The 20,277-nt window shown below is 70.8% G+C and carries 18 protein-coding genes; 5 read left to right on the top strand and 13 right to left on the bottom strand.

The window, feature by feature from the left end; all coding sequences use genetic code 11:
• Positions 1-95: 95 nt before the first annotated feature.
• From chvE to ACZ470_RS03425, 5 genes are all read left to right on the top strand, one after another.
• Positions 96-1,208, top strand: coding sequence for a multiple monosaccharide ABC transporter substrate-binding protein (gene chvE / locus ACZ470_RS03445; RefSeq protein WP_468423965.1), 1,113 nt, complete (start codon positions 96-98; stop codon positions 1,206-1,208).
• Positions 1,209-1,240: 32 nt separating this feature from the next.
• Positions 1,241-2,791, top strand: coding sequence for a multiple monosaccharide ABC transporter ATP-binding protein (gene mmsA / locus ACZ470_RS03440; protein WP_468423963.1), 1,551 nt, complete (start codon positions 1,241-1,243; stop codon positions 2,789-2,791).
• Entirely contained in the window at positions 2,788-4,035 is a 1,248-nt protein-coding gene (gene mmsB / locus ACZ470_RS03435; RefSeq protein WP_468423961.1) for a multiple monosaccharide ABC transporter permease, read from the top strand. The genes mmsA and mmsB overlap by 4 nt, the downstream gene beginning before the upstream one ends.
• 55 nt (positions 4,036-4,090) lie before the next feature.
• Positions 4,091-5,245: an aldose epimerase family protein gene (locus ACZ470_RS03430; protein WP_468423959.1), complete on the top strand. Its 1,155-nt coding sequence runs from the start codon at positions 4,091-4,093 to the stop codon at positions 5,243-5,245.
• 158 nt (positions 5,246-5,403) lie between these two features.
• On the top strand, positions 5,404-7,011 hold the full coding sequence (locus tag ACZ470_RS03425; RefSeq protein WP_468423957.1) for a pyridoxal phosphate-dependent aminotransferase: 1,608 nt from the start codon (positions 5,404-5,406) through the stop codon (positions 7,009-7,011).
• Positions 7,012-7,023: 12 nt separating this feature from the next.
• Here the strand turns inward: ACZ470_RS03425 and ACZ470_RS03420 are convergent, their stop codons facing one another.
• The 13 genes from ACZ470_RS03420 to ACZ470_RS03360 all read right to left on the bottom strand — a co-directional run bounded on the left by ACZ470_RS03420 (position 7,024) and on the right by ACZ470_RS03360 (position 20,276).
• A complete protein-coding gene (locus ACZ470_RS03420) occupies positions 7,024-8,457 on the bottom strand; it encodes a family 43 glycosylhydrolase (protein ID WP_468423956.1) in 1,434 nt (477 codons plus the stop codon).
• Positions 8,439-9,416 (bottom strand): arabinan endo-1,5-alpha-L-arabinosidase, encoded by a 978-nt coding sequence (locus tag ACZ470_RS03415; RefSeq protein WP_468423954.1) that lies wholly within the window; start codon positions 9,414-9,416, stop codon positions 8,439-8,441. Before ACZ470_RS03415 ends, ACZ470_RS03420 begins: the two co-directional genes overlap by 19 nt.
• 149 nt (positions 9,417-9,565) lie before the next feature.
• Entirely contained in the window at positions 9,566-10,819 is a 1,254-nt protein-coding gene (locus ACZ470_RS03410) for a lytic transglycosylase domain-containing protein (protein WP_468423952.1), read from the bottom strand.
• Between the two features lie 65 nt (positions 10,820-10,884).
• Positions 10,885-11,631 (bottom strand): hypothetical protein, encoded by a 747-nt coding sequence (locus tag ACZ470_RS03405; protein ID WP_468423951.1) that lies wholly within the window; start codon positions 11,629-11,631, stop codon positions 10,885-10,887.
• A gap of 45 nt (positions 11,632-11,676) precedes the next feature.
• Positions 11,677-12,216 (bottom strand): nuclear transport factor 2 family protein, encoded by a 540-nt coding sequence (locus tag ACZ470_RS03400; RefSeq protein ID WP_468423949.1) that lies wholly within the window; start codon positions 12,214-12,216, stop codon positions 11,677-11,679.
• Between the two features lie 27 nt (positions 12,217-12,243).
• Positions 12,244-12,876, bottom strand: a complete 633-nt coding sequence (locus ACZ470_RS03395) for a hypothetical protein (RefSeq protein WP_468423947.1) — start codon at positions 12,874-12,876, stop codon at positions 12,244-12,246.
• Positions 12,873-13,388, bottom strand: a complete 516-nt coding sequence (locus ACZ470_RS03390) for a hypothetical protein (protein WP_468423946.1) — start codon at positions 13,386-13,388, stop codon at positions 12,873-12,875. The genes ACZ470_RS03395 and ACZ470_RS03390 overlap by 4 nt, the downstream gene beginning before the upstream one ends.
• Positions 13,385-14,662 carry an MCE family protein gene (locus ACZ470_RS03385; RefSeq protein ID WP_468423945.1) on the bottom strand — a complete coding sequence of 426 codons (1,278 nt, stop codon included), beginning with the start codon at positions 14,660-14,662 and terminating at the stop codon, positions 13,385-13,387. The genes ACZ470_RS03390 and ACZ470_RS03385 overlap by 4 nt, the downstream gene beginning before the upstream one ends.
• Positions 14,659-15,882 (bottom strand): MCE family protein, encoded by a 1,224-nt coding sequence (locus tag ACZ470_RS03380; protein ID WP_468423944.1) that lies wholly within the window; start codon positions 15,880-15,882, stop codon positions 14,659-14,661. The genes ACZ470_RS03385 and ACZ470_RS03380 overlap by 4 nt, the downstream gene beginning before the upstream one ends.
• Positions 15,879-16,898, bottom strand: coding sequence for an MCE family protein (locus tag ACZ470_RS03375; protein ID WP_468423942.1), 1,020 nt, complete (start codon positions 16,896-16,898; stop codon positions 15,879-15,881). The genes ACZ470_RS03380 and ACZ470_RS03375 overlap by 4 nt, the downstream gene beginning before the upstream one ends.
• Positions 16,895-17,971: an MCE family protein gene (locus ACZ470_RS03370; protein ID WP_468423940.1), complete on the bottom strand. Its 1,077-nt coding sequence runs from the start codon at positions 17,969-17,971 to the stop codon at positions 16,895-16,897. Before ACZ470_RS03370 ends, ACZ470_RS03375 begins: the two co-directional genes overlap by 4 nt.
• Positions 17,968-19,026, bottom strand: a complete 1,059-nt coding sequence (locus tag ACZ470_RS03365) for an MCE family protein (protein ID WP_468423938.1) — start codon at positions 19,024-19,026, stop codon at positions 17,968-17,970. The genes ACZ470_RS03370 and ACZ470_RS03365 overlap by 4 nt, the downstream gene beginning before the upstream one ends.
• Positions 19,023-20,276 (bottom strand): MCE family protein, encoded by a 1,254-nt coding sequence (locus tag ACZ470_RS03360; protein WP_468423936.1) that lies wholly within the window; start codon positions 20,274-20,276, stop codon positions 19,023-19,025. Before ACZ470_RS03360 ends, ACZ470_RS03365 begins: the two co-directional genes overlap by 4 nt.
• Between the last annotated feature and the right edge of the window lies 1 nt (position 20,277).

Here is a 20,277-nt window from a genome sequence, read left to right as displayed (position 1 = left end):
AATCGCACACACCTCTTTCTCGGTCTCCTGGTTCCACCCCCCGAAGCGCCTCGCTCGTCCAGACCGACCCCGCACACACATCAAGGATGATGATCATGCGTATTCGCCGAGCCTCACTCGCCGCCATGGCCGGAGCCGCGTCCCTCGCCCTCACCCTGACCGCCTGCGGCCAGAACAGCGAGGGCGGCAGCGAGGAGGACAAGGGCGGCTCCGAGGGAGCCACCATCGGCATCGCGATGCCGACCAAGTCCTCCGAGCGCTGGATCGCCGACGGCAACTACGTCAAGAAGGAGCTCGAGTCCAAGGGTTACAAGACCAAGCTGGTCTACGGCGAGGACGACCCCGACCAGCAGGTCTCGCAGATCGAGAACCTGATCACCCAGGGTGTGAAGGCGCTGATCGTCGCCGCCATCGACAACAAGTCGCTGAACAACGTGGCGCAGCAGGCCAAGGACGCCGACATCCCGGTGATCTCCTACGACCGTCTCATCCTCGGCACGGAGAACGTCGACTACTACGCCTCCTTCGACAACGAGAAGGTCGGCGAGCTCCAGGGCAACTACATCGTCGAGAAGCTCGGCCTGAAGGACGGCAGCAAGAAGGGCCCCTTCAACATCGAGCTGTTCGCCGGCTCCAACGACGACAACAACACCCGCTACTTCTTCCAGGGCGCGATGAACGTCCTGAAGCCGTACATCGACAAGAAGCAGCTCGTCGTCCGCTCCAAGCAGACCGCCCTGAACCAGGTCACCACCCTGCGCTGGGACGGCGGCACCGCCCAGAAGCGCATGGACGACATCCTGACCTCGGCCTACAAGAGCGCCCGCGTGGACGCGGTCCTCTCGCCCTACGACGGCATCTCCATCGGCATCCTGTCCGCCCTGAAGTCCGACGACTACGGCTCGGCGAACAAGCCGCTTCCGGTCGTCACCGGCCAGGACGCCGAGGTCGCCTCGGTGAAGTCGATCATCGCCGACGAGCAGTCGATGACCGTCTACAAGGACACCCGCGAACTCGCCAAGGTGGCCTCCAACATGGTCGACGCGCTCCTCAACGACAAGGAGCCCGAGACCAACGACACCAAGACCTACGACAACGGGGCGAAGGTCGTGCCGGCCTACCTGCTGGAGCCGGTCGCCGTCGACAAGGCGAACTACCAGAAGGCCGTCGTCGACTCCGGCTACATCAAGGAAAGCGACCTCAAGTAACCGCCGACCCCCACGGATTGGAAGGCACAACCATGGCGGGACCCGTCCTGGAAATGCGCTCGATCGTCAAGACCTTTCCCGGCGTCAAGGCGCTGTCGGACGTCACCCTGACCGTCCGGCAGGGCGAGGTCCACGCCATCTGCGGCGAGAACGGCGCCGGCAAGTCGACCCTGATGAAGGTCCTCTCCGGCGTCCACCCGCACGGCACCTACGAGGGGGACATCCTCTTCGAGGGGGAGGTCTGCGAGTTCAAGGACATCCGGGCCAGCGAGCAGCGCGGCATCGTCATCATCCACCAGGAGCTGGCACTGTCGCCGTTCCTCTCCCTCGCGGAGAACATCTTCCTCGGCAATGAGCACGCCAAGCGCGGGTTCGTCGACTGGCGGGAGACCCTGCGGCACGCCACCGAGCTGCTGCGCCGGGTCGGGCTCTCCGACCACCCGGACACACGCGTCGCCGACATCGGCGTGGGCAAGCAGCAGCTGGTGGAGATCGCGAAGGCGCTGTCGAAGAAGGTGAAGCTGCTCATCCTGGATGAGCCGACCGCCGCCCTGAACGACGAGGACAGCGGCAAACTCCTGGACCTGATCCTGGAGTTGAAGAAGCAGGGCATCACCTCGATCATCATCTCCCACAAGCTGAACGAGATCCGCAGGGTCGCCGACTCGGTGACGATCCTGCGGGACGGGCGGACCATCGAGACGCTCGACGTGAAGGCCCCGGAGACCAGCGAGGACCGGATCATCAGCGGCATGGTCGGCCGCGACCTGGAGCACCGCTTCCCGGAGCGCACCCCGCACCAGCCGGAGGAGGGCGCCGCGCCCGCCCTGGAGATCCGCAACTGGACCGTGCACCACCCGATCGACCAGCAGCGCAAGGTCGTCGACGACGTGTCCCTCGAGGTCCGGCGCGGCGAGATCGTCGGCATCGCGGGCCTGATGGGCGCCGGCCGCACCGAGCTCGCGATGAGCGTCTTCGGCCGCACCTACGGCCGGCACGCCGCCGGCACCGTCCTCAAGGACGGCAAGGAGATCCGTACGAAGACCGTCCCCGAGGCGGTCGGACACGGCATCGCGTACGTCACCGAGGACCGCAAGCACTACGGACTGAACCTCATCGACACCATCAACCGCAACATCTCCCTGAGCGCCCTCGGCAAGGTCGCCAAGCGCGGTGTGGTGGACGAGCACGAGGAACGTCAGGTCGCCGAGGGCTTCCGCAAGTCCATGAACATCAAGGCCCCGACGGTGTTCGAGCCGGTGGGCAAGCTGTCCGGCGGCAACCAGCAGAAGGTCGTGCTCAGCAAGTGGATCTTCGCCGGTCCCGATGTGCTGATCCTCGACGAGCCGACACGCGGCATCGACGTCGGCGCCAAGTACGAGATCTACACGGTCATCGACAAGCTGGCCGCCCAGGGCAAGGCGGTCGTCTTCATCTCCTCCGAGCTGCCCGAACTGCTCGGCATGTGCGACCGCATCTACACGATGGCCGCCGGGCGGCTGACCGGTGAGTTCTCGCGGGCCGAGGCCTCCCAGGAATCGCTGATGCGTCAGATGACGAAGGACAAAGAGGTATCCCGATGAGCAGCACGGAAGTCACCGACAAGACGCCGGCGGCCGCGCCGCCGGGCAAGGACGGGGCGGGCAGCGGTGACGGCCTGCTCCAGCTGATGCTGGACGGCATGCGGCGCAACATGCGGCAGTACGGCATGCTGATCGCGCTCGGACTGATCGTCGCGCTGTTCGCGGTGTGGACCGACGGCGACCTGCTGCTGCCGCGCAACGTCTCCAACCTGGTGCTCCAGAACAGCTACATCCTGATCCTCGCGATCGGCATGATGCTGGTCATCATCGCGGGCCACATCGACCTGTCGGTCGGCTCACTGACGGCGTTCGTCGGTTCGATGGCCGCCGTGTTCATGGTGAAGAACGATCTGCCCTGGCCGGTCGCGGTGATCCTCTGTCTGGCCGTGGGCGCCCTGGCGGGCGCGATACAGGGGTGGTTCATCGCCTACGGCGGCATACCGTCGTTCATCGTGACCCTCGCGGGCATGCTGACCTTCCGCGGTCTGACGGAGATCTTCCTGGAGGGCCAGACCCTCGGCCCGTTCCCGAAGGGCCTCCAGAAGGTCGCCAACGGCTTCATGCCCGAGGTCGGCCCGGAGACGAACTACCACAATCTCACCCTGCTCCTCGGCATCGGGCTGATCGCGCTCGTGGTCCTCCAGGAGGTCCGCGACCGCCGCCGCCAGAAGGAGTTCGCCCTCGACGTCCTGCCCGCCAAGCTGTTCCTGCTGAAGCTCGTCGCGCTCGGCGCCGCCATCCTCGTGGTGACGATGCTGCTCGCCAGCTACAAGGGCGCCCCGATCGTGCTGCTGATCCTCGGCGCGCTGCTCGTCGGCTTCGGCTATGTGATGCGCAACGCCATCATCGGCCGCCACATCTACGCCATCGGCGGCAACCTGCCGGCGGCCAAGCTGTCGGGCGTACGGGACAAGAAGGTCACCTTCCTGGTCTTCCTGAACATGGGCATGCTCGCGGCCCTGGCGGGTCTGGTCTTCGCCGCCCGCTTCAACGCGGCCTCTCCCAAGGCCGGCCTCAACTTCGAGCTGGAGGCCATCGCCGCCTCGTTCATCGGCGGCGCGTCGATGAGCGGCGGTGTCGGCACGGTCCTCGGCGCGATCATCGGCGGCCTGGTCCTGGGCGTGCTGAACAACGGTATGAACCTCGTCGGCATCGGCACCGACTGGCAGCAGGTCATCAAGGGCATGGTGCTGCTGGCCGCGGTCGGCTTCGACGTGTGGAACAAGCGCAAGGTCGGTTCGTAAGTCAGCTCGGGCCCCGCCGGACGGCGGGGCCCCTTCCTTTTCGGGAGCCGCACGGATGGAACTGAACAGACGCACGGTCATCGCGGGAGCGGCAGCGGCGGGGATCGCCGCCGGCACCGCGTTCGGCGGAACGGCACACGCCTCGGCAGGCAGGGGGAAGCCGGTGAAGTCGCTCTTCGGCAGCCTGGCGGACGGCACCAAGGTCCACAGCTGGTCGCTGGAGAACGGCGGCACCCGGATGAAGGTGCTCTCCTACGGCGGCATCGTCCAGTCCCTGGAGGTCCCCGACCGCCGCGGCCGCTACACCAACATCTCCCTCGGTTTCGACACCATCGAGGACTACGTCGCCTCCAGCCCGTACTTCGGCGCCCTGATCGGCCGCTACGGCAACCGCATCGACAAGGGCCGCTTCACCCTCGACGGCACGCAGCACCAGCTCTCCGTCAACGACGGCGAGAACAGCCTGCACGGCGGTGCCCAGGGCTTCGACAAGCGGGTCTGGGACGTCGAGCCGTTCACCCGGGGCTCGGACGTCGGCCTCTACCTGTACTACACCGCCGTCGACGGCGAGATGGGCTACCCGGGCACCCTGCGCACGAAGGTGACGTACACCCTCACCCGGGACGGCGACTGGCGCGTCGACTACGAGGCCACCACCGACAAGGCCACCGTCGTCAACCTCACCAGCCACGTCTACTGGAACCTCGCCGGCGAGGGCAGCGGTTCGATCCACGACCACGAGCTGTCCATCGCCGCCTCCCGTTACACGCCGGTCGACTCGGGGCTGATCCCCACGGGCGAACTGGCGAGGGTCGCGGGCACCCCCTTCGACTTCCGCCGGGCCAAGCCGGTCGGCCGGGACATCCGCACCGCCCACCAGCAGGTGCTGTACGGGCAGGGCTTCGACCACAACTGGGTGCTGGACAAGGGCATCACCGCCCGCCCGGAGCCGGTCGCCACCCTGCGCGACCCGTCCTCCGGCCGCACCCTGCGGATCGCGACCAACGAGCCGGGGCTCCAGTTCTACTCGGGCAACTTCCTCGACGGCACCCTCGTCGGCTCCGGCGGCCGGGTCTACCGTCAGGGCGACGGGCTGTGCCTGGAGACCCAGCACTTCCCGGACTCCCCGAACCAGCCGTCGTTCCCGTCGACCGTGCTGCGGCCGGGGCAGACGTACCGGACGACGACGGTCCATTCGTTCGGCGCATGAGCCCCGGGGAATCGCCGCCGTCACATTTTCCTCACATGGACTGAACGGCCGCGAGTCCCGCTCCGTACTCATGGGTGGCCCGTGCTCCCCCGCGCGGGCCACCCAGGCATGACGGGCCCGTTACCTCCCCGGCGGGCCCGCCGCACACGGAGGTTCCCTTGGCCGACAACGTCACCTCGCTGTTCCGCGGCACCACGGCGCACAGTCCGTCGATGGCGGCGCTGACACGGGAGAGCGACGGGGCCGGCCCGGTGGACTTCTGCATCCCCTGCAACCCGTACTTCCCCACCCCCGCCATGTTCGAGGAGATGGCGGCCCGGCTGCGCGACATCATCACGTACTACCCGAGCAGCGCCGACACCATCACGGCCGAGCTGTGCGGCCTGCTCCAACTCCCGCCGCAGTGCGTGGCGATGGGCAACGGATCGACCGAGCTGATCACCTGGATCGATCATCTGCTGGTCCGTGAGTCCCTCGCCGTCCCCGTCCCCACCTTCGGCCGCTGGACCGACCAGCCCATGGAGACCGGCAAGCGGGTCGACATGTTCCCGCTCCAGGAGTCCAGCGGCTTCGCCCTCGACCTCGCGCAGTACGCGGAGTTCATCCGTGCGCGCGGGACCCGCGTGGCGGTGATCTGCAACCCCAACAACCCCGACGGCGGCTTCCTGCACCGGCACGCCGTCGTGCAGTTCATGGACGCCATGGCCGATCTGGACCTGGTGGTGATCGACGAGTCGTTCCTGGAGTTCGCCGACGCGGAGAACGAACCGAGCGTGGTGCAGGAGGCGATGCTGCGGCCCAACGTCATCGTGCTGCGCAGCCTCGGCAAGAACTTCGGCCTGCACGGCATCCGCTTCGGCTATCTGGTCGCCAACCCGGCCCTCGCGGGCAGGGTGCGGTCCATGCTCCCCAAGTGGAACCTCAACTCCTTCGCCGAGCACGTGGTGTTCATGCTGAAGGAGCACGGCGCCGAGTACGCCCAGAGCCTCCACCAGGTCCGCCGCGACCGGATGGACATGTCCGGCCAGCTCTCCTCACTGCCCGGACTGACGGTCTACCCCTCCCAGGGCAACTTCCTCTTCGTGCGCCTCCCCGTGGGCGCCGAAGGCACCGTGGTCCGCGACCGGATGCTCACCGAGCACCGGATCCTGGTCCGGGAGTGCGGCAACAAGATCGGCTCGTCCAGCCGCTTCCTGCGTCTCGTGGTGCGTCCCCAGGTGGACGTGCGTCGCCTGGTGTCCGGCCTGGAACAGGTGCTCTACGGGACGTCCAGGAGGGGAGCCGCCGTGCCCGAGCAGGCTACAGGGACCGGCTACAGCTCGGGCACGGCGGCAGTGGACCGCCTGGTGAGCCGGACCAACGGTGCGGGCATGCCGGGCCTCGCCGCTCAAGCCGCCGGTGCCGGCGTGCCACTGCCGGCGGCGGCTTCGATGGGGGTGCAGCAGGGGGTTCCCCAGCCGATGCCCCAGCCGGAGCCGCTGCCGCAGCCCCTGGTTCCGGCGGCCGCGATGACGCCCATGGCGCCGGCGGCCCCCATGGCCCCTGTGCCCCAGGCGCCGGCGCCGATGCCCGCGGCGGCGGCCTTCGCCACGCCCGCGCAGATGCCGCCGCCCGGTGGCCCCACCCCGCCCGGTGTCCCCGCCCGCGGGGGTCTGACGGCCGCGCAGGTCAGGGGCACCGACGGTCTCTCCACGGCCCCGGCGACCGGCTGGCCGGGACCGCAGCCCGCCTGGCCCAACGCGGCGGGGATGGGTCAGGCGGGCTGAATCAGCATGCCCCTAGGCGGGGTTGAGCCGCCACTGCTGGCAGCCGTTGTTCAGCCAGGTCCACTGCCGTACGTCGGCCCCGTCCCCGGTGGAGCAGTCGGCGACGTCGGCGACCTTGCCGGTGGCCTGGTTGACGATGCGGACGTGCCCCCCGTCGGTGGCCACGAACCGGAACCGCTGGCAGGTGTTGTTCAGCCACGACCACTGGCGCAGGTCGGCACCGTCGGCGGAGGAGCAGTTCTCGGTGTCCAGCACCTTGCCGGTGGCGACGTTGACGAGCCGGTGGGTGTCGTCCCCGAGGTCCTCCAGCCGCCACCGCTGGTTGGCACCACCGTTGCAGGCGTACTGCTGCACGTTGGCACCGTCGGCGGAGGAACTCCCGGCGACGTCCAGGCACTTGCCGCTGTTGCGGTTGGTGAGGGTGTAGGTGGTGGAGGTGCTGGACGGCTCCCCGGAGGGGCCCGACTGACTCGCTCCGAGCCGTACGGGCGTGCCGAGGTTCGGTGACCCGTCGGAGTTCCAGGTGAACTTCTGCGCCCGCGCCGTACGCCCGTTGTCGCATCCGTCGGAGGCGGAGTCGTTGGCGTGGTAGACGATCCAGCTCTCCGAGCCGTCCGGCGAGGTGAAGAACCCGTTGTGACCGGGCCCGTAGACGCCGTTGCCGTCACTGCGCTGGAAGACGGGCGTGGACTTCTTGGTCCAGGAGGAGGCGGAGGCGGGGTTCGTCCCGGTGAGGGTCAGTTGGCCGAGTTTGTAGTCGGGGGTCCAGCAGCCGCTCGCGGAGTAGATGAGGAAGGTGCGCCCGTTGCGCTGGAGGATCTCGGGCCCCTCGTTGACGGTCCCGCCCTGCCGTTCCCAGTCGTGGGTGGGCGTGGAGATCGTCGAGAACGACGAACTCACCGTGTACGGATTGGACATCCGCGCGGCGACGATGTTCTGCGTCCCGTTGTGCGTGCTGCCGAAGAGGTACAGCTGCCCGTTGACGGTGGCGACCGTCGGGTCCAGCATCCAGGAGGAGTTGAGCTGTCCCTTGTAGGTGTAGGGCCCCATGGGATCGGAGCCGGCGCTCTCCAGTACGTGGCTGCGCTGGGTGGGGTTGTAGTCGGCGACGTTCTGCCCGGCGACGTAGTACAGGTACCAGCGCCCGTTGAGGAAGTGCAGTTCCGGCGCCCAGATGTTGCAGCAGCGGGAGGCCGCGTCGCCCTGCCACACCTGCACGCTGGGGGCGGTGGCGAGGCCGCCGAGGGTGGGCGACTTGCGGATGGTGATGACGTCGGTCCAGGAGGTGCTGATCAGGTAGTAGTTGCCGTTGTGGTGGACGATCCAGGGGTCGGCGCCCTTCTGGGCCTTGACGGGGTTGGCGAAGGAGGCCGCCTGCGCCGACGACTGCCCGAGCGAGAGGGCGAGCAGCAGCGCGGCAAGCAGGGTCAGTAGGCGACGGGCCATCCGCTGCTCCAGTTCAGGAGGTTGATGCCGAGCTTGGGCGTGCCGTTGTCGTTGCCGTCGTAGTAGTGGTAGACGATCAGGTCCCCGTCGACGTCGTTCATGATCGACTGCCCGCCGGGGCCGATGACGCTGCCGTGCGACTCCAGTACGGGCGTGCCGCCGTTGTTCATCATCGAGACGCCGTTCTTGTCGCGGTACGGCCCTGTGATGCTGGTGGCGCGGCCGACCTTGACCTTGTAGGTGGAGCTGGTGCCGGCGCAGCAGGTGTCGTACGAGGCGAAGAGGTAGTAGTAGCCGTTCCGCTTGACGATGAACGGCGCCTCGACGGCCTTCGTCCCGGAAGGGCGGGAGGCGAGGGAGTAGCGGGTGGTGTTGGAGGAGAGCTGCTTCCCGGTGGAGGGGTTGATCTGGATCATCTTGATGCCGGTCCACCAACTGCCGAAGGACAGCCACCACTTGCCGTCGTCGTCGACGAAGAGGTTGGGGTCGATGGCGTTGAAATCGCTGGAGGAGTTCGACGTGTAGACGGTGCCGTAGTCGGTCCAGCTGCCCGGCTGTCCGGTGGTCGATCCGGCCAGCCCGATGGCCGAGGTGTTCGAGCCGAACTTCGAGACGGAGTAGTACATCAGGTACTTGCCGCCGTGGTACGAGATGTCCGGTGCCCAGGCCTCCGGCACGGAGGAGTAGTTCCGCCACCAGCTCGGACGCGACGAGAACGCGTCGGCGCCGGCGGAGAAGGCGGTGCGGTCACCGGACGTCTTGCTGGAGATGCCTCCGCCGGTGGCGTAGAGCAGGTACTGCCCGGAGGAGGTCCGGATCATCGACGGGTCGTGCGTGACGACGGACCCGGTGACGCGGCCGGGGTTCGGGTACGCCGACGCGGTGGTCGGCATCAGGGCGAGCAGCGCGGCGGTGGGGAGCGCCAGGAGCGCGGTGCGCCTTCGGAGGGTGCGGCTCATACGGGGTTCTCCTTGCGGTGGGGGTGATGACGTAACGTTCGGAATCCCGAACAACGATCGCAAGTTCGAACGGACCGTAGAATCGAACCACTTGCGCGTCAATGGCCCGCGCAGCCCCTCTTGATTCCGACCGGGTTCCCCGTAGCTCCTTACGCGGATGACTCGGACGAAGTGGCTGTCGGGGTCGGGCAGGGCGAGGTGGTCGGGGAGGCGGTGGGGTCGGGGGACGGGGCCTCCGACTCGGGGGAGCAGTCGTCCGGGTCGGTGGGCGAGGGGCTCGGGTCGGTCGGGTCCGGCGACGGCGAGGGGGTCCCCGTGGGGGACTCGCCGGGCGGCTGCGAGGGCTCCTGGCTGGTCGGAGGCGCCGTCGGGGAGGGCTGCGGGGACGGGGAGGTGGGCGTCGGAGTGGGTGTGGGGGCGGAGGGGGACGGGGACGGCTCGGGGCTGCCCGGAGTGCTCGGGTCCGGGCCGATGACGATGCCGCCGCCGTCGTTCTCGTCCCTGCCGCTGCCCCTGTCCACGGGCTCGGTCGCCGGGGTGTCGCCGCCCGCGCCGGGGCTCCTCGGGATGACGCCCTTGCCGTCGGGGACGGTGTGGACCCCCCGGCTGTAGAAGTCCAGCCAGTACCTGACCAGCCTCAGATAGGGGCGCGAGTGGTTGTAGCTGAGGATCGCCCGGTCCAGGTCCGCGGCCCGGCTCAGGTCCCGGTGGCCCGCGCACAGGTAGTGCCCGGCCGCCAGTGCCGCGTCGAAGATGTTGTTCGGGTCGGCGCGGCCGTCGTCGTTGCCGTCCGTGCCCCAGCGGGCCCAGGTGGACGGCAGGAACTGCAACGGTCCCACCGCGCGGTCGTAGACCGTGTCACCGTCGTGCGCACCCCCGTCCGTGTCCCGGATCAGGGCGAATCCCCGGCCGTTGAGCGGAGGCCCGGTGATCCGGCCCAGTGTGGTGCCGTTCCGGTCGACGGCGCCGCCGCGCGCCTGGCCGGACTCGACCTTGCCGATCGCCGCGAGCAGCTCCCAGGGCAGCCGGCAGCCGGGATCCGTCCTGCCGACGGAGGTCTCGGCGGCGCGGTAGGCACGCAGCACGGTGACCGGGATGCCGGACTGGGAGCGGAGGTCCCGCGTGAGCGCCGGTGCGGCCGACGCGACGTCCGGGCTCGTCAGGGGCGGGAGTTCGGTGTGGTAGGAACCGTCGCCCGGCGGTACCGGATCGGCGTACGGGCCGCCCGCCGCCGTCCCGCGTGCCTCGTCGGCGGGCGGGGCGGGGTGGGGGTCCTTCGTGTCCCCGGTGAGTCCGGGTGCCCGCGAGGCGGTGAGGGCCGCCATGGCCGCCACGGTGATGGCGGTCGTCCGCAGGCCCCTGCGGGTCCGGGTGCGCGGCCGTCGTGCGCGGCGTACGGGCATGGCTGTCACTCCTGTCGGATGCGGGGGGTTGGGGCGGCCCCTGGGTTCCGTAGGTCGTACGGCCCTCAGCGGCCGAAGGTGTCGATGCCGGAGACGAGCCACCGTCCGTCGCGGCGCACGACGTCGACGGCGAGCATGGCGCCCGCGTACACGCCCTCGTCCGTCGCGTCCGCCTTGTCCGTGGCGGCCTTGTCCCCCGCGGTGCCGACGCTGCTCTGGTCGGCGTAGACGAGGACCCGGGCCCGGTGGCCGTCGATCCGTTCGACCGCGCTCTCGGTGACCGTCGTGGTGATCACCGCCTTCTGCTCGTCGGCCCGCTCGCGGACGTCGGCGAGGAGGGTGCGGTGCTGGTCGACGGCCTTGCCCGTGAGGAGGTTCCGTGCGGCTTTCTCCAGGGCGCCGGGGTCGGTGTGGTCGTAGGAGAAGAGCAGGCCGACGGCCTTGGACGTCTGTCCCTTGATCTCGCTGGTGCGGGCGAGGTCGGTCAGGGCGGTGTTGTGCCGCGCGGGGTCGTCCCGGAACGCTTCCGCCTTCGCGTGCGCCCAGCCGGCGAAGCCGCCGAGGAGCACGGTCAGCGCGCAGAGCACCGCGAGGCCCAGCGGGCGGCGCGACCGGGCACCGGATGCCTTCTCCTCCTCGGTCGTCCCGGTCGACCCGCTCGCCCTGGTCGTCCGCGCGGAGGACGAGGGGCCGGGCGGAGGCAGGACGGCCGTGCCGCCGGAGGGGGTCCGGGCCCCGGTGGAGGTGGTGGGCCGGGTCTCGCGGGCCTGACGGCGCCGCTGGCGGTTGATGTGGTGGCGGGTCGTCGACATCGTGCTGTCCTCTCGGTGCGGCGGCTTGCGCGGTACGGAGCCGGGTCAGCCGGTCGGTGCGCCGCCCACGGGGGCCTGTCCCAGGGCGCTCAACTTCCACCCGCCCTCGGTGCGGGTGAGTTCGCCGAGCATGCGGCTGTCCTTGTCCGTCTTCGCGCCGTCGGCCGCCCGGACGGTGACCCGCAGGGCGATCAGCACCCGGGCGCGTCCCGCGCGGTCGTCGAGTTCGGTGACGGCGCCCGACAGCACCCGGGCCGTGGTGACCGTCTTCGCCGCCCTCACCTGCTCGGTGAACTCCGCGCGTCCCGACGCAAGTTGCTCGTGCAGCGCACCGGTGGTCGACGACTCCCACAGGTCGAGGCCCTGGTTCAGGTCCCGGTGGTCGAGCGTGTTGAGGTTCTGTACGGCCTGCTCCCCGGCCGCGAGCGCCTCGTCCCGTTGTTCGGCGTACGCGGCCCGGTCGTCGTGGGCCGCGCGGTACCAGTCCTGCCCCGTCCACGCCGCGAAGCCGCCCGCGACGAGGGTGAGGGCGAGGGCCAGGGACGGCAGGGGCCGGGGAAGGTGTGCGGTGAGGACGCGCTTCATGCTGTGCTCCTGTCTCCCGCGCACGTTCTAGCGGGCCTTGAGGTCGACGATCCGCCACCGGCCGTTCTCCAGGCGGGCCGTGACGGTGAGTTGGGCGGCCGCTGTGGTGGCCCCGTCCTTGCCGCGGCGGGAGGTCTGGTCGAGGAAGACCAGCAACCGCGCCTGTTCGCCGTCGAGTTCGATCACCCCGGTCCGGACCGCCCGGGTGCTCAGGGTGACGCGCTGCTCGGTGAGGTCGTCGCGGACCTGGGCGAAGAGGTCGTGGTACTGGCGGGCGGCGCGACCACCGAGGACGGCGTCCGCGGAGCGCTCGGCGGCCGCGGTGCCGTCCGGGGCGTAGGAGAAGACGCGGGCGAGGGCGCCCGCCACCTCGCCGGCGACGCGGTCGGTGGCCTCGGTGTCGGTGAGCGCGCGGTTCCGGGCGGACTCGGCCGACTCGAGCTGGTGGGCGCCGTAGAGGAAGCCGCAGCCGCCGAGGACGAGCACGGCGGCGATCCCGGCGACGGCGACCCGGCGCGCACCCGCGCCCGGCGGCCGACGGGCGCGGGTGCCGTCCGCCGGGTGGTCCGGCGAGGGCTCGTCCACGGCGGAGACCTCCGCGGGTTCCGGGTCCGGCGCGGTGTCCGTCCTGCCGCCCCGCAGCAGCCGTGTCAGCGTCATCGGTTCCCGCCCTCCTGCCCCTCCGGGAGCCATACCGCGCTCAGCGCCCTCACCTTCCACTCCCCCTCGCCGGTGCGCGCCAGGACGGCCTCCAGGCGCTTGCGGTCGACGGCCGGCTTCCTCGTCCCGGCGGGTGTGACCTCGACGCGGACGGTGGTGATCAGCTTGGCGGTGCCGGCCCGTGTGTCGAGGGCGGTGACGGCCGCCTCGGTGACCGTGCCGCGCGCCGAGGCGCCCGCCTTGGCCTCGGTGCGGCCCAGTTCCTCGCGCAGCGGCCCGGTGGCGGCGTCGCGCCAGGCCCGGATGCCCTGCTCCGCCCGCTGCCGGGTGGCGGCGTCGAGCGTGGTGAGCACGGCGACGCGCTCCCGTCCGTCGGCGAGCGCCCGGTCGCGCTCCCGGCCGTACGCGAGCGCGTCGTCGGTGCGTGCCTGCGTGTACGTCCACGCGCCGGTGCCGAAGAAGCCGAGCGCCAGGGCGAGTCCCACGGCGGTGAGGGTCCGGGCCCCGTTCATCGCGTGCTCCCCGCCGACGGGGCGAGGAGGCCCGTCATGTCCCCCGGTGCCTCGCCGTCCTGGCCCGGCAGGGCGAGGGCGCCGGGGAGTGCCGCCGGTCCGCCGGGCCGTGCCCCGGTGCTGCCGGAGGGCAGGGATCCGGGCCTGGCCGGGTCGGGCACCGGGCCGCCCTTCGGGGCGTTCGCCGAACCGCGTACGTTGACCCCGGACGCGGCGGGGGCGGTGCAGGCCGCGCCGGTGTTGAGGGCGGGCGTGGTGCCGAGGTCGAGCCCGTTGCGGTAGCGCGTGGCGCCGTATCCGGCGGTGCAGGGCAGGGGCTTGAAGAAGGTGACGGCCATGCCGAGGTTCAGCTTCCCTCCGTCGACGGCGGTGGCGCCGACGGCGACGGCCGCCGGGTACTTCACGAGGAGTTCCTCCATGCCGCGCTGCCGGGTGACGGCGATCTCGGAGGTGGTGAGCAGATTGGCGAGGACGACGCCGAGGCTCGGGTCGAGGTCCCGCAGGAGGCCGCTGACCTGGGTGGCGGCCTCGGGGGTGACCGTGAGGAGGCGGCGCAGATCGGCGTCGGAGCCCTTGAGGGTGCGGGCCAGTTCCTCCGCCCCGACGGCGAAGTCGCGGATGGCCCGCTCCTCCTCGGCCTGGGTGCGCAGCACGGTCTCGCCGTCGGTGATGAGCCGGGTGGTGGACGGCAGGGCGCGGTCGGCGGCCTCCACGAAGGCGCTGCCGCTGTCGAGCAGGACCTGGAGGTCGTCGCCGTGGCCCTCGAAGGCCCTGCCGAACTCGTCCACGACCGTGCGCAGATCGTCGAGCGGGACGGAGCCGGCGAGGGCGTCGACGCTGCTGAGCACGTCGGTGACGGGCCGGGGCACCTGGGTGTCGGCCTGTTCGATGCGCGCGCCCTCGGCGAGATAGGGGCCGCCGCCGCTCTCGGGCCGCAGGTCGATGTACTGCTCGCCCACCGCGGAGAGCCCGGCGACCACGGCGCGGGTGTCGGCGGGGATGCGCGGGGCGGACTTCCTGATGCGGAGTTCGGCGACGACACCGTCGGCGGTGAGGCCGATCGGTCCTACGCGGCCCACGGAGACACCCCGGTAGGTGACGTCGGAGTGCGTGAACAGACCGCCGGTGCGCGGGAGTCGCACGTCGACCGTGTAGTAGTCGGCGACGCCGACGTACCGGCCGAGGTCGGCGTAGCGGATGCCGAGGAAGGAGAGGGCGAGGACGGCGATGAGGAGGAAGGCGAGGTTCTTCAGCCGTACGGCGAGGATGATCAACCCGGCTCACCTCCCTGTGCGTCCGCCGGATCCGCCGCCGTTGCGGTGGCGGGGACGGAGGGCAGGGGCAGGGGCGAGGAGCGCGCCGGTGACGACGCCGGGGACGGGGACGGGGCCGTGCCCTGCGGCACCAGCGGCGGGATCAACCGGGTCCCGGGCACGGCGGTCATGTCCAGGTACACGTTGAGGTAGTCGCCCTTCACTCCCCGCAGCACCTCGTCGGTGAACGGGTACGTCAGCAGCACCTCCAGTGAGTCGGGCAGGTCCGTGCCCGCGTCGGCGAGCGCCTTCAGGGTCGGCGCGATGGCCTTGAGGTCGGCGATCATGTCGTCCTTGCTCGCGTCGATGGTGGAGACGGCGACGCCGGAGAGCGTGTCGAGGGAGCGCAGCATGGTCAGCAGCGAGCCGCGCTGCTTCTCCAGCGTCTTCAGTCCGGGCGAGAGGTCGGTGAGGACGGTGCCGACGTCGTCCTTGCGGCCGGCGACGGTCGTGGAGAGCCGGTTGACGGAGTCGAGGGCGTCGGTGATGTCGCCCCGGTGGTCGTCGAGGTCGGTCACCAGGGTGTTGACCCGTTTCAGCAGGGAGCGGACCTCGGGCTCGCGCCCGCCGAGCGCCGCGTTGAGTTCCCGGGTGATGGTCTTGAGCTGGTTGACCCCGCCCCCGTTGAGGAGCAGGGACAGCGCGCCGAACACCTCCTCGACCTCGGTGTTGCGGCCGGTGCGGGAGACCGGGATGACGTCCCCGTCCTCCAGCCGTCCGGCTCCGGTCTCCCGTTCGGGCGAGACGAGCTGGATGTACTTCTCGCCCAGCAGGCTGGACTGTTCGAGGCGGGCGGTGGCGTCGGCGGGCAGCCGTACCGCTCCGTTGATCTTCATGGTGACGCGGGCCGACCAGTCGTCGCGGCCGAGTTCGACGTCGGTGACCCGGCCGACGGCGACGTCGTTGACCTTGACCGCGGACTGCGGGGCCAGGCTGAGTACGTCCCAGAGTTCCGCGGTGACGGTGTAGGGGTGGTCGCCGAGGTCGGCGCCGCCGGGCAGCGGCAGGTCCTCGATGCCGTCGAAGCGCGGCACTTCGACGGTGACCGCGCCGAGGGCCAGGGCGAAGCCGAGGCCGAGGGCGAGGAGTCCGCCGAGGGTGAGGCCGGCGGCACCGCCCGTGGTGCGGACGCCGCGCCCGACCTTCGCCGCCCGTGTGCCTGGGTTCCGGGTGCGCCTCATCGCTCCCCCTCCCCGGTGGCGGAGCCGCCCGTCGCGGGCAGCGGCAGCAGCGGTCCGCCCATGCTGATCTCGTTGAGGTTGGCGCGGCCGTCGAGGGTGCGGGTGTCGGGGTTGTAGGCGCCCACGACGTTGTCCACGGCCAGCGGCGCCACGTCCAGCGCCTCGGCGAGCGAGGCCCGCTGCTCGACGAGGGTCCGGGTGAGGGGGACGAGCCGGTCGACGTTCTCCTTCAGCTCGCCCCGGTTGTCCTTGATGAAGGTCTTGACCTGGCCGAGGGCGGTGCCGAGTTCCTCGAGCGCCCCGGCGAGGTCGTCCTTGTTGTCGGCGAAGAAGCCGACGACCTCGTCCAGGCGTTCCTGCGCGGTGCGCACGTCGGTGTCCTTCTCCTTCAGCATGGTGGTGAAGGTCTGGAGCCTGCTCAGCGTGTCGAACAGGTCGCCGCTGCTGCCGTCGAGGGTCCTGGCGGCCTTGCCGAACTCCTCGATGCCGTCGCCGATGGCCTCGCCGTTGCCGTCGAGGTTGGCGGCGCCGGTGCCGAGCAGTTCGGACAGGGCGCCGCTGGAGTTGGCGCCGTCCGGGCCGAGTGCCTCGCCGAGTTCGGTGACGGAGTCGTAGAGCTGGTCGATCTCGACGGGGGTGCGGTTGCGCGCGGCGGGCAGGACGGCGCCCTCGGCGAGGGCGGGGCCCGAGCTGTAGGCGGGGGTGAGCTGTACGTAGCGGTCGGCGACGACGCTCGGCGCGACGACGACGGCCCGCGCGCCCCGGGGGACCTTCACGCCCTCGTCCAGGAGGAGGCCGACGCGCACCGTGGTGCCCTGTGGCCGCACCGACTCCACCTCGCCGACGCGCACACCGAGGACGCGCAGGTCGGACCCGGCGTAGATGCCGACGGTGCGGTCGAAGTAGGCGGTGATGCGGGTGCCGTCGGAGTCGAGGACCCGGGCGGTGGTCAGGCCGCCGGCGACGAGCACGGCGAGGGCCAGCAGGCCGGTGAGGACTCTTCTCCGTCTGCTCATCGCTCACCGTTCCCCCGGGCCGCCGCCTGTTTCGGCGGCAGGCAGCCGGTCTCGGGCAGGGACGTCTCGGGCAGGTAGTCGCGGGGGACGACGCCGCACAGGTAGCTGTCGAACCAGCGGCCGTTGCCCAGGGTGTTGCCGACGAGGCGGTAGTACGGGCCGACCAGCGCGAGGGTCTTGCCCAGCTGGGCGTTGTTCTTCTCCAGGACGCCGGTGACCCGGCCGAGGGCCTTGAGGGTGGGGCCGAGCTGCTTCTCGTTGTCGCCGACGAGGCCGCCGATCTCGGTGCCGAGTTCCCTGCTGCCTTTCAGCAGGGCCCGGATGGCGCCGCGGCGGTCCCGGAGTTCGCCGAGCAGGGAGCCGCCGTCCTCGATGAGGGTCTCGAAGCTGGACTTCTTGTTCTTCAGCGTCCTGGTGAACCGGGCGCTGCCCTTGAGGAGTTCGGCGAGTTCCGCGTCCCGTTTGGACACGGACTTCGACAGCGCGGACAGGCCGTCTGCGGCGGTGCGCACATGGGGCGGGGAGTTCTCGAAGGTGTCGGAGATGGTCTCGAAGCTCTCCGCGAGCCGCCGGGTGTCGATGTCCTCGACGGTGGAGCCGAGGTCCTGGAACGCCTGTGTCACGTCGTAGGGGGAGGTGGTGCGGGACAGCGGGATGCGGCTGCCGGGGTCCTGCCGGCCGGAGCCGAGCGGGTCGAGCGCCAGGTACTTGTCGCCGAGGAGGGTCTTGATGGCGATGGCGGCCGTCGTCCGGTCGCCGATCCAGACGTCCTCGACCTCGAAGGTGACCTTCACCTTGGCGCCGTCGAGGGCGACGCCGGTGACCTCGCCCACCTTGACGCCGGCGACGCGCACCTCGTCGCCCTCGTCGAGGCCGGCGGACTCGGAGAAGTCGGCGCTGTACCGCGTACCGCCGCCGAACGGCAGCCGGTCCGCCTGGTGGACGAGGGCGGCGAGCAGGGCGAGGGCGAGCAGTCCGACGACGGCGACGGCGACGGGGTCGCGTTCCTTGACCGGCTTGAACCATGGGCGCCGGGGCCCGGTGGTCCGCTCACGCCGTGCGAAGGGGCTCATCCGCGGCACCTCGATTCGGTGATCGCGATGCCGGTCGGCGGTTCGGAACCGTCGGAGGTGGTCACTCCGCTCACGCGTGCCTCGCAGAGGTAGAGGTTGAACCACGATCCGTAGGAGGACAGGCGGGCCAGGGCGGTCATCTTGGCGGGGGTGCGGTCGAGGAAGTCCTCGATCTGCGGCGTGTGGTCGCCCAGGCCCGCCGAGAGCCGGCCCAGTTCGCGGATGTCCTGCTTGAGGGGGGCTCGTCCGTCCTCGACGAGATCGGCGGTGACGGTGGTCAGGTCGCCCATGGCGGCGACGGCCTCGCCGAGGGGCTTGCGGTCGTCGTTGAAGCCGGTGACGAGGTCCCGCAGGGTGACGACCAGGTCGTCGAAGCTGTCCTCCCGGTCGTTGAGCGTGTCCAGGACGGTGGTGAGGTTGTCGACGACCTGGCCGATCACCTTGTCCTTGGCGGCGACGGTCGTGCTGAGCGAGCCGATGTGGCGGAGCAGGCTGTCGACGGTGGCGCCCTCGCCCTGGAGCACCTGCACGATGGAGCCGGCGAGTTCGTTGACGTCCTTCGGGGACAGCCCTTCGAACAGCGGCTTGAACCCGTTGAAGAGCAGGGTCAGGTCGAGGGCGGGCGTGGTGCGGTCGAGCGGGATGGTGTCGCCCGCTTCGAGCGTGCCGGTGAGGTCGCCGCTGCCGCGGTCGAGGGCGACGTAGCGCCTGCCGACCATGTTGAGGTACTTCACGGCGGCGGTGGCGGACCGGGGCAGCATGCGGTCGTCGCGGACGGTGAAGGTGACCTGTGCGGTGCGCCGTTGCACGATGCGGACGTCGGTCACCTCGCCGACCTCCACGCCGGAGATCCGTACGCTGTCGCCGTCGACGAGTCCGGTGACGTCGGTGAACAGGGCCCGGTAGGTGCGGGTGCCGGTGCCGACGCCGGTGTCGGCGACGCTGAGGCCGAGCACGGTCGTGGCGATGCCGGTCACCACCACGAACGCCAGGGACTTGAGCAGTGGCCCGGTCAGCGGGCGGCGCCGGGTGTGCGCGTGGTCCGGGGACGTCATCCGAGGGTCACCTCCGTGCCGCGGTAGGCCGGGCCGACGAGCAGGCTGCTCCAGTCGGGCAGATCGGCGGGCCGCCGGCCGGCGGCGGGTGCGAGCAGTTCGTTGACGAGGTCGTTTTCCTGCGGGGAGTTGGCGGGTCCGAGGTCCTCGCCGACCGCCGCGGACGCCTGTGCGGCGGGCCGGGCGAGGGAGCCGAGGTAGGGCACGGAGGGGCAGCGGGGGCCGCCGCCGGAGTCGTACACCGGGGTGTCGCGGCCGGGGAGGTAGGGGCCGCGCGAGGGGACGGTGCTGACGTCGACGTGGATGCCGGGCCGGTCGGTGCCCTTGCCGAGCGCCTTGTCCATGGCGGGCACGAACTCGGCGAGGGTGCGCAGGGTGCAGGGGAAGGAGGGGGAGTACTCGGCGAGCAGTTCCAGGGTGGGCCTGCCGGTGGCGCTGAGCCGGATGACGTTGTCCCGGTTCTTCCGCAGGAAGGCCGTCAGGTCCTCGGCCGTCCGGGTGGTGGCGCCGAGGGTGCCGGCGTAGGCGGCCTCCTGCTCGGCGAGGGTGCCGCTGGTGGTGGTGAAGTCGGTGAGCGCCGTGATGATGCCGGGTGCGGCGTCGGCGTAGACGTGACCGACCTTCACGAGGTGCTTGAGGTCGCGGTTGAGGGTGGGCAGGTGGGGGTTGAACTCCTTGAGGTGCGCGTCCAGTTGTTCGAGCGTGTCGCCGAGCCGGTCGCCGCGTCCCTCCAGGGCCCGCGAGACGGCCGACAGGGTCGCGGAGAGCTTCTGCGGCTGGACGGCGGTGAGCAGCGGCAGGACGTCGTCGAGGACCTGCTGGAGTTCGACGGCGTTCTCGGAGCGGTCCTGGGGGATGACGGCTCCGGCGGCCAGCGGCCGGTCCGACGGGTCCTCGGGCGGTACGAGCGCCACGAACCGTTCGCCGAACAGGGTGGTCGGCAGCATCTGCGCGCGGACGTCGGACGGTACGTCGTCGAGGGCGCCGGGCTTCATGGCGAGGGTGAGCCGGGCCCCGTCGTCGGTGGCGTCGATGGCGCGGACCTCACCGACGACGACGCCGCGCAGCTTGACCTCGGCGCCCCGGTGCATCTCGTTGCCGACGCTGCCGGTCTCGACGACCACCGGGTCGGAGTCGGTGAACCTCTTGTCGTAGACGGCGACGGCCAGCCAGACCAGCAGGGCGGGCACCACCAGGAACACCACTCCGGCGGACCGGCGGCGCAGCGTGTCGCGTCGTGTTCCGCTCATC

It is taken from the genome of Streptomyces sp. NPDC031111, assembly GCF_055570675.1.
Note: the sequence above shows the minus strand (reverse complement) of the source record. Positions and strands in the feature narration are given on the sequence as shown.

What these genes read in the sequence shown, in the direction of transcription:
- ACZ470_RS03430 (WP_468423959.1), top strand. Translation starts at nt 4,091, where the DNA reads ATGGAACTGAACAGACGCACGGTCATCGCGGGAGCGGCAGCGGCGGGG.
- ACZ470_RS03405 (WP_468423951.1), bottom strand. Translation starts at nt 11,631, where the DNA reads ATGTCGACGACCCGCCACCACATCAACCGCCAGCGGCGCCGTCAGGCC.
- ACZ470_RS03375 (WP_468423942.1), bottom strand. Translation starts at nt 16,898, where the DNA reads ATGAGCAGACGGAGAAGAGTCCTCACCGGCCTGCTGGCCCTCGCCGTG.
- mmsA (WP_468423963.1), top strand. Translation starts at nt 1,241, where the DNA reads ATGGCGGGACCCGTCCTGGAAATGCGCTCGATCGTCAAGACCTTTCCC.
- ACZ470_RS03370 (WP_468423940.1), bottom strand. Translation starts at nt 17,971, where the DNA reads ATGAGCCCCTTCGCACGGCGTGAGCGGACCACCGGGCCCCGGCGCCCA.
- ACZ470_RS03365 (WP_468423938.1), bottom strand. Translation starts at nt 19,026, where the DNA reads ATGACGTCCCCGGACCACGCGCACACCCGGCGCCGCCCGCTGACCGGG.
- ACZ470_RS03380 (WP_468423944.1), bottom strand. Translation starts at nt 15,882, where the DNA reads ATGAGGCGCACCCGGAACCCAGGCACACGGGCGGCGAAGGTCGGGCGC.
- ACZ470_RS03360 (WP_468423936.1), bottom strand. Translation starts at nt 20,276, where the DNA reads ATGAGCGGAACACGACGCGACACGCTGCGCCGCCGGTCCGCCGGAGTG.
- ACZ470_RS03420 (WP_468423956.1), bottom strand. Translation starts at nt 8,457, where the DNA reads ATGGCCCGTCGCCTACTGACCCTGCTTGCCGCGCTGCTGCTCGCCCTC.
- ACZ470_RS03390 (WP_468423946.1), bottom strand. Translation starts at nt 13,388, where the DNA reads ATGAACGGGGCCCGGACCCTCACCGCCGTGGGACTCGCCCTGGCGCTC.
- ACZ470_RS03415 (WP_468423954.1), bottom strand. Translation starts at nt 9,416, where the DNA reads ATGAGCCGCACCCTCCGAAGGCGCACCGCGCTCCTGGCGCTCCCCACC.
- ACZ470_RS03395 (WP_468423947.1), bottom strand. Translation starts at nt 12,876, where the DNA reads ATGACGCTGACACGGCTGCTGCGGGGCGGCAGGACGGACACCGCGCCG.
- chvE (WP_468423965.1), top strand. Translation starts at nt 96, where the DNA reads ATGCGTATTCGCCGAGCCTCACTCGCCGCCATGGCCGGAGCCGCGTCC.
- ACZ470_RS03410 (WP_468423952.1), bottom strand. Translation starts at nt 10,819, where the DNA reads ATGCCCGTACGCCGCGCACGACGGCCGCGCACCCGGACCCGCAGGGGC.
- mmsB (WP_468423961.1), top strand. Translation starts at nt 2,788, where the DNA reads ATGAGCAGCACGGAAGTCACCGACAAGACGCCGGCGGCCGCGCCGCCG.
- ACZ470_RS03400 (WP_468423949.1), bottom strand. Translation starts at nt 12,216, where the DNA reads ATGAAGCGCGTCCTCACCGCACACCTTCCCCGGCCCCTGCCGTCCCTG.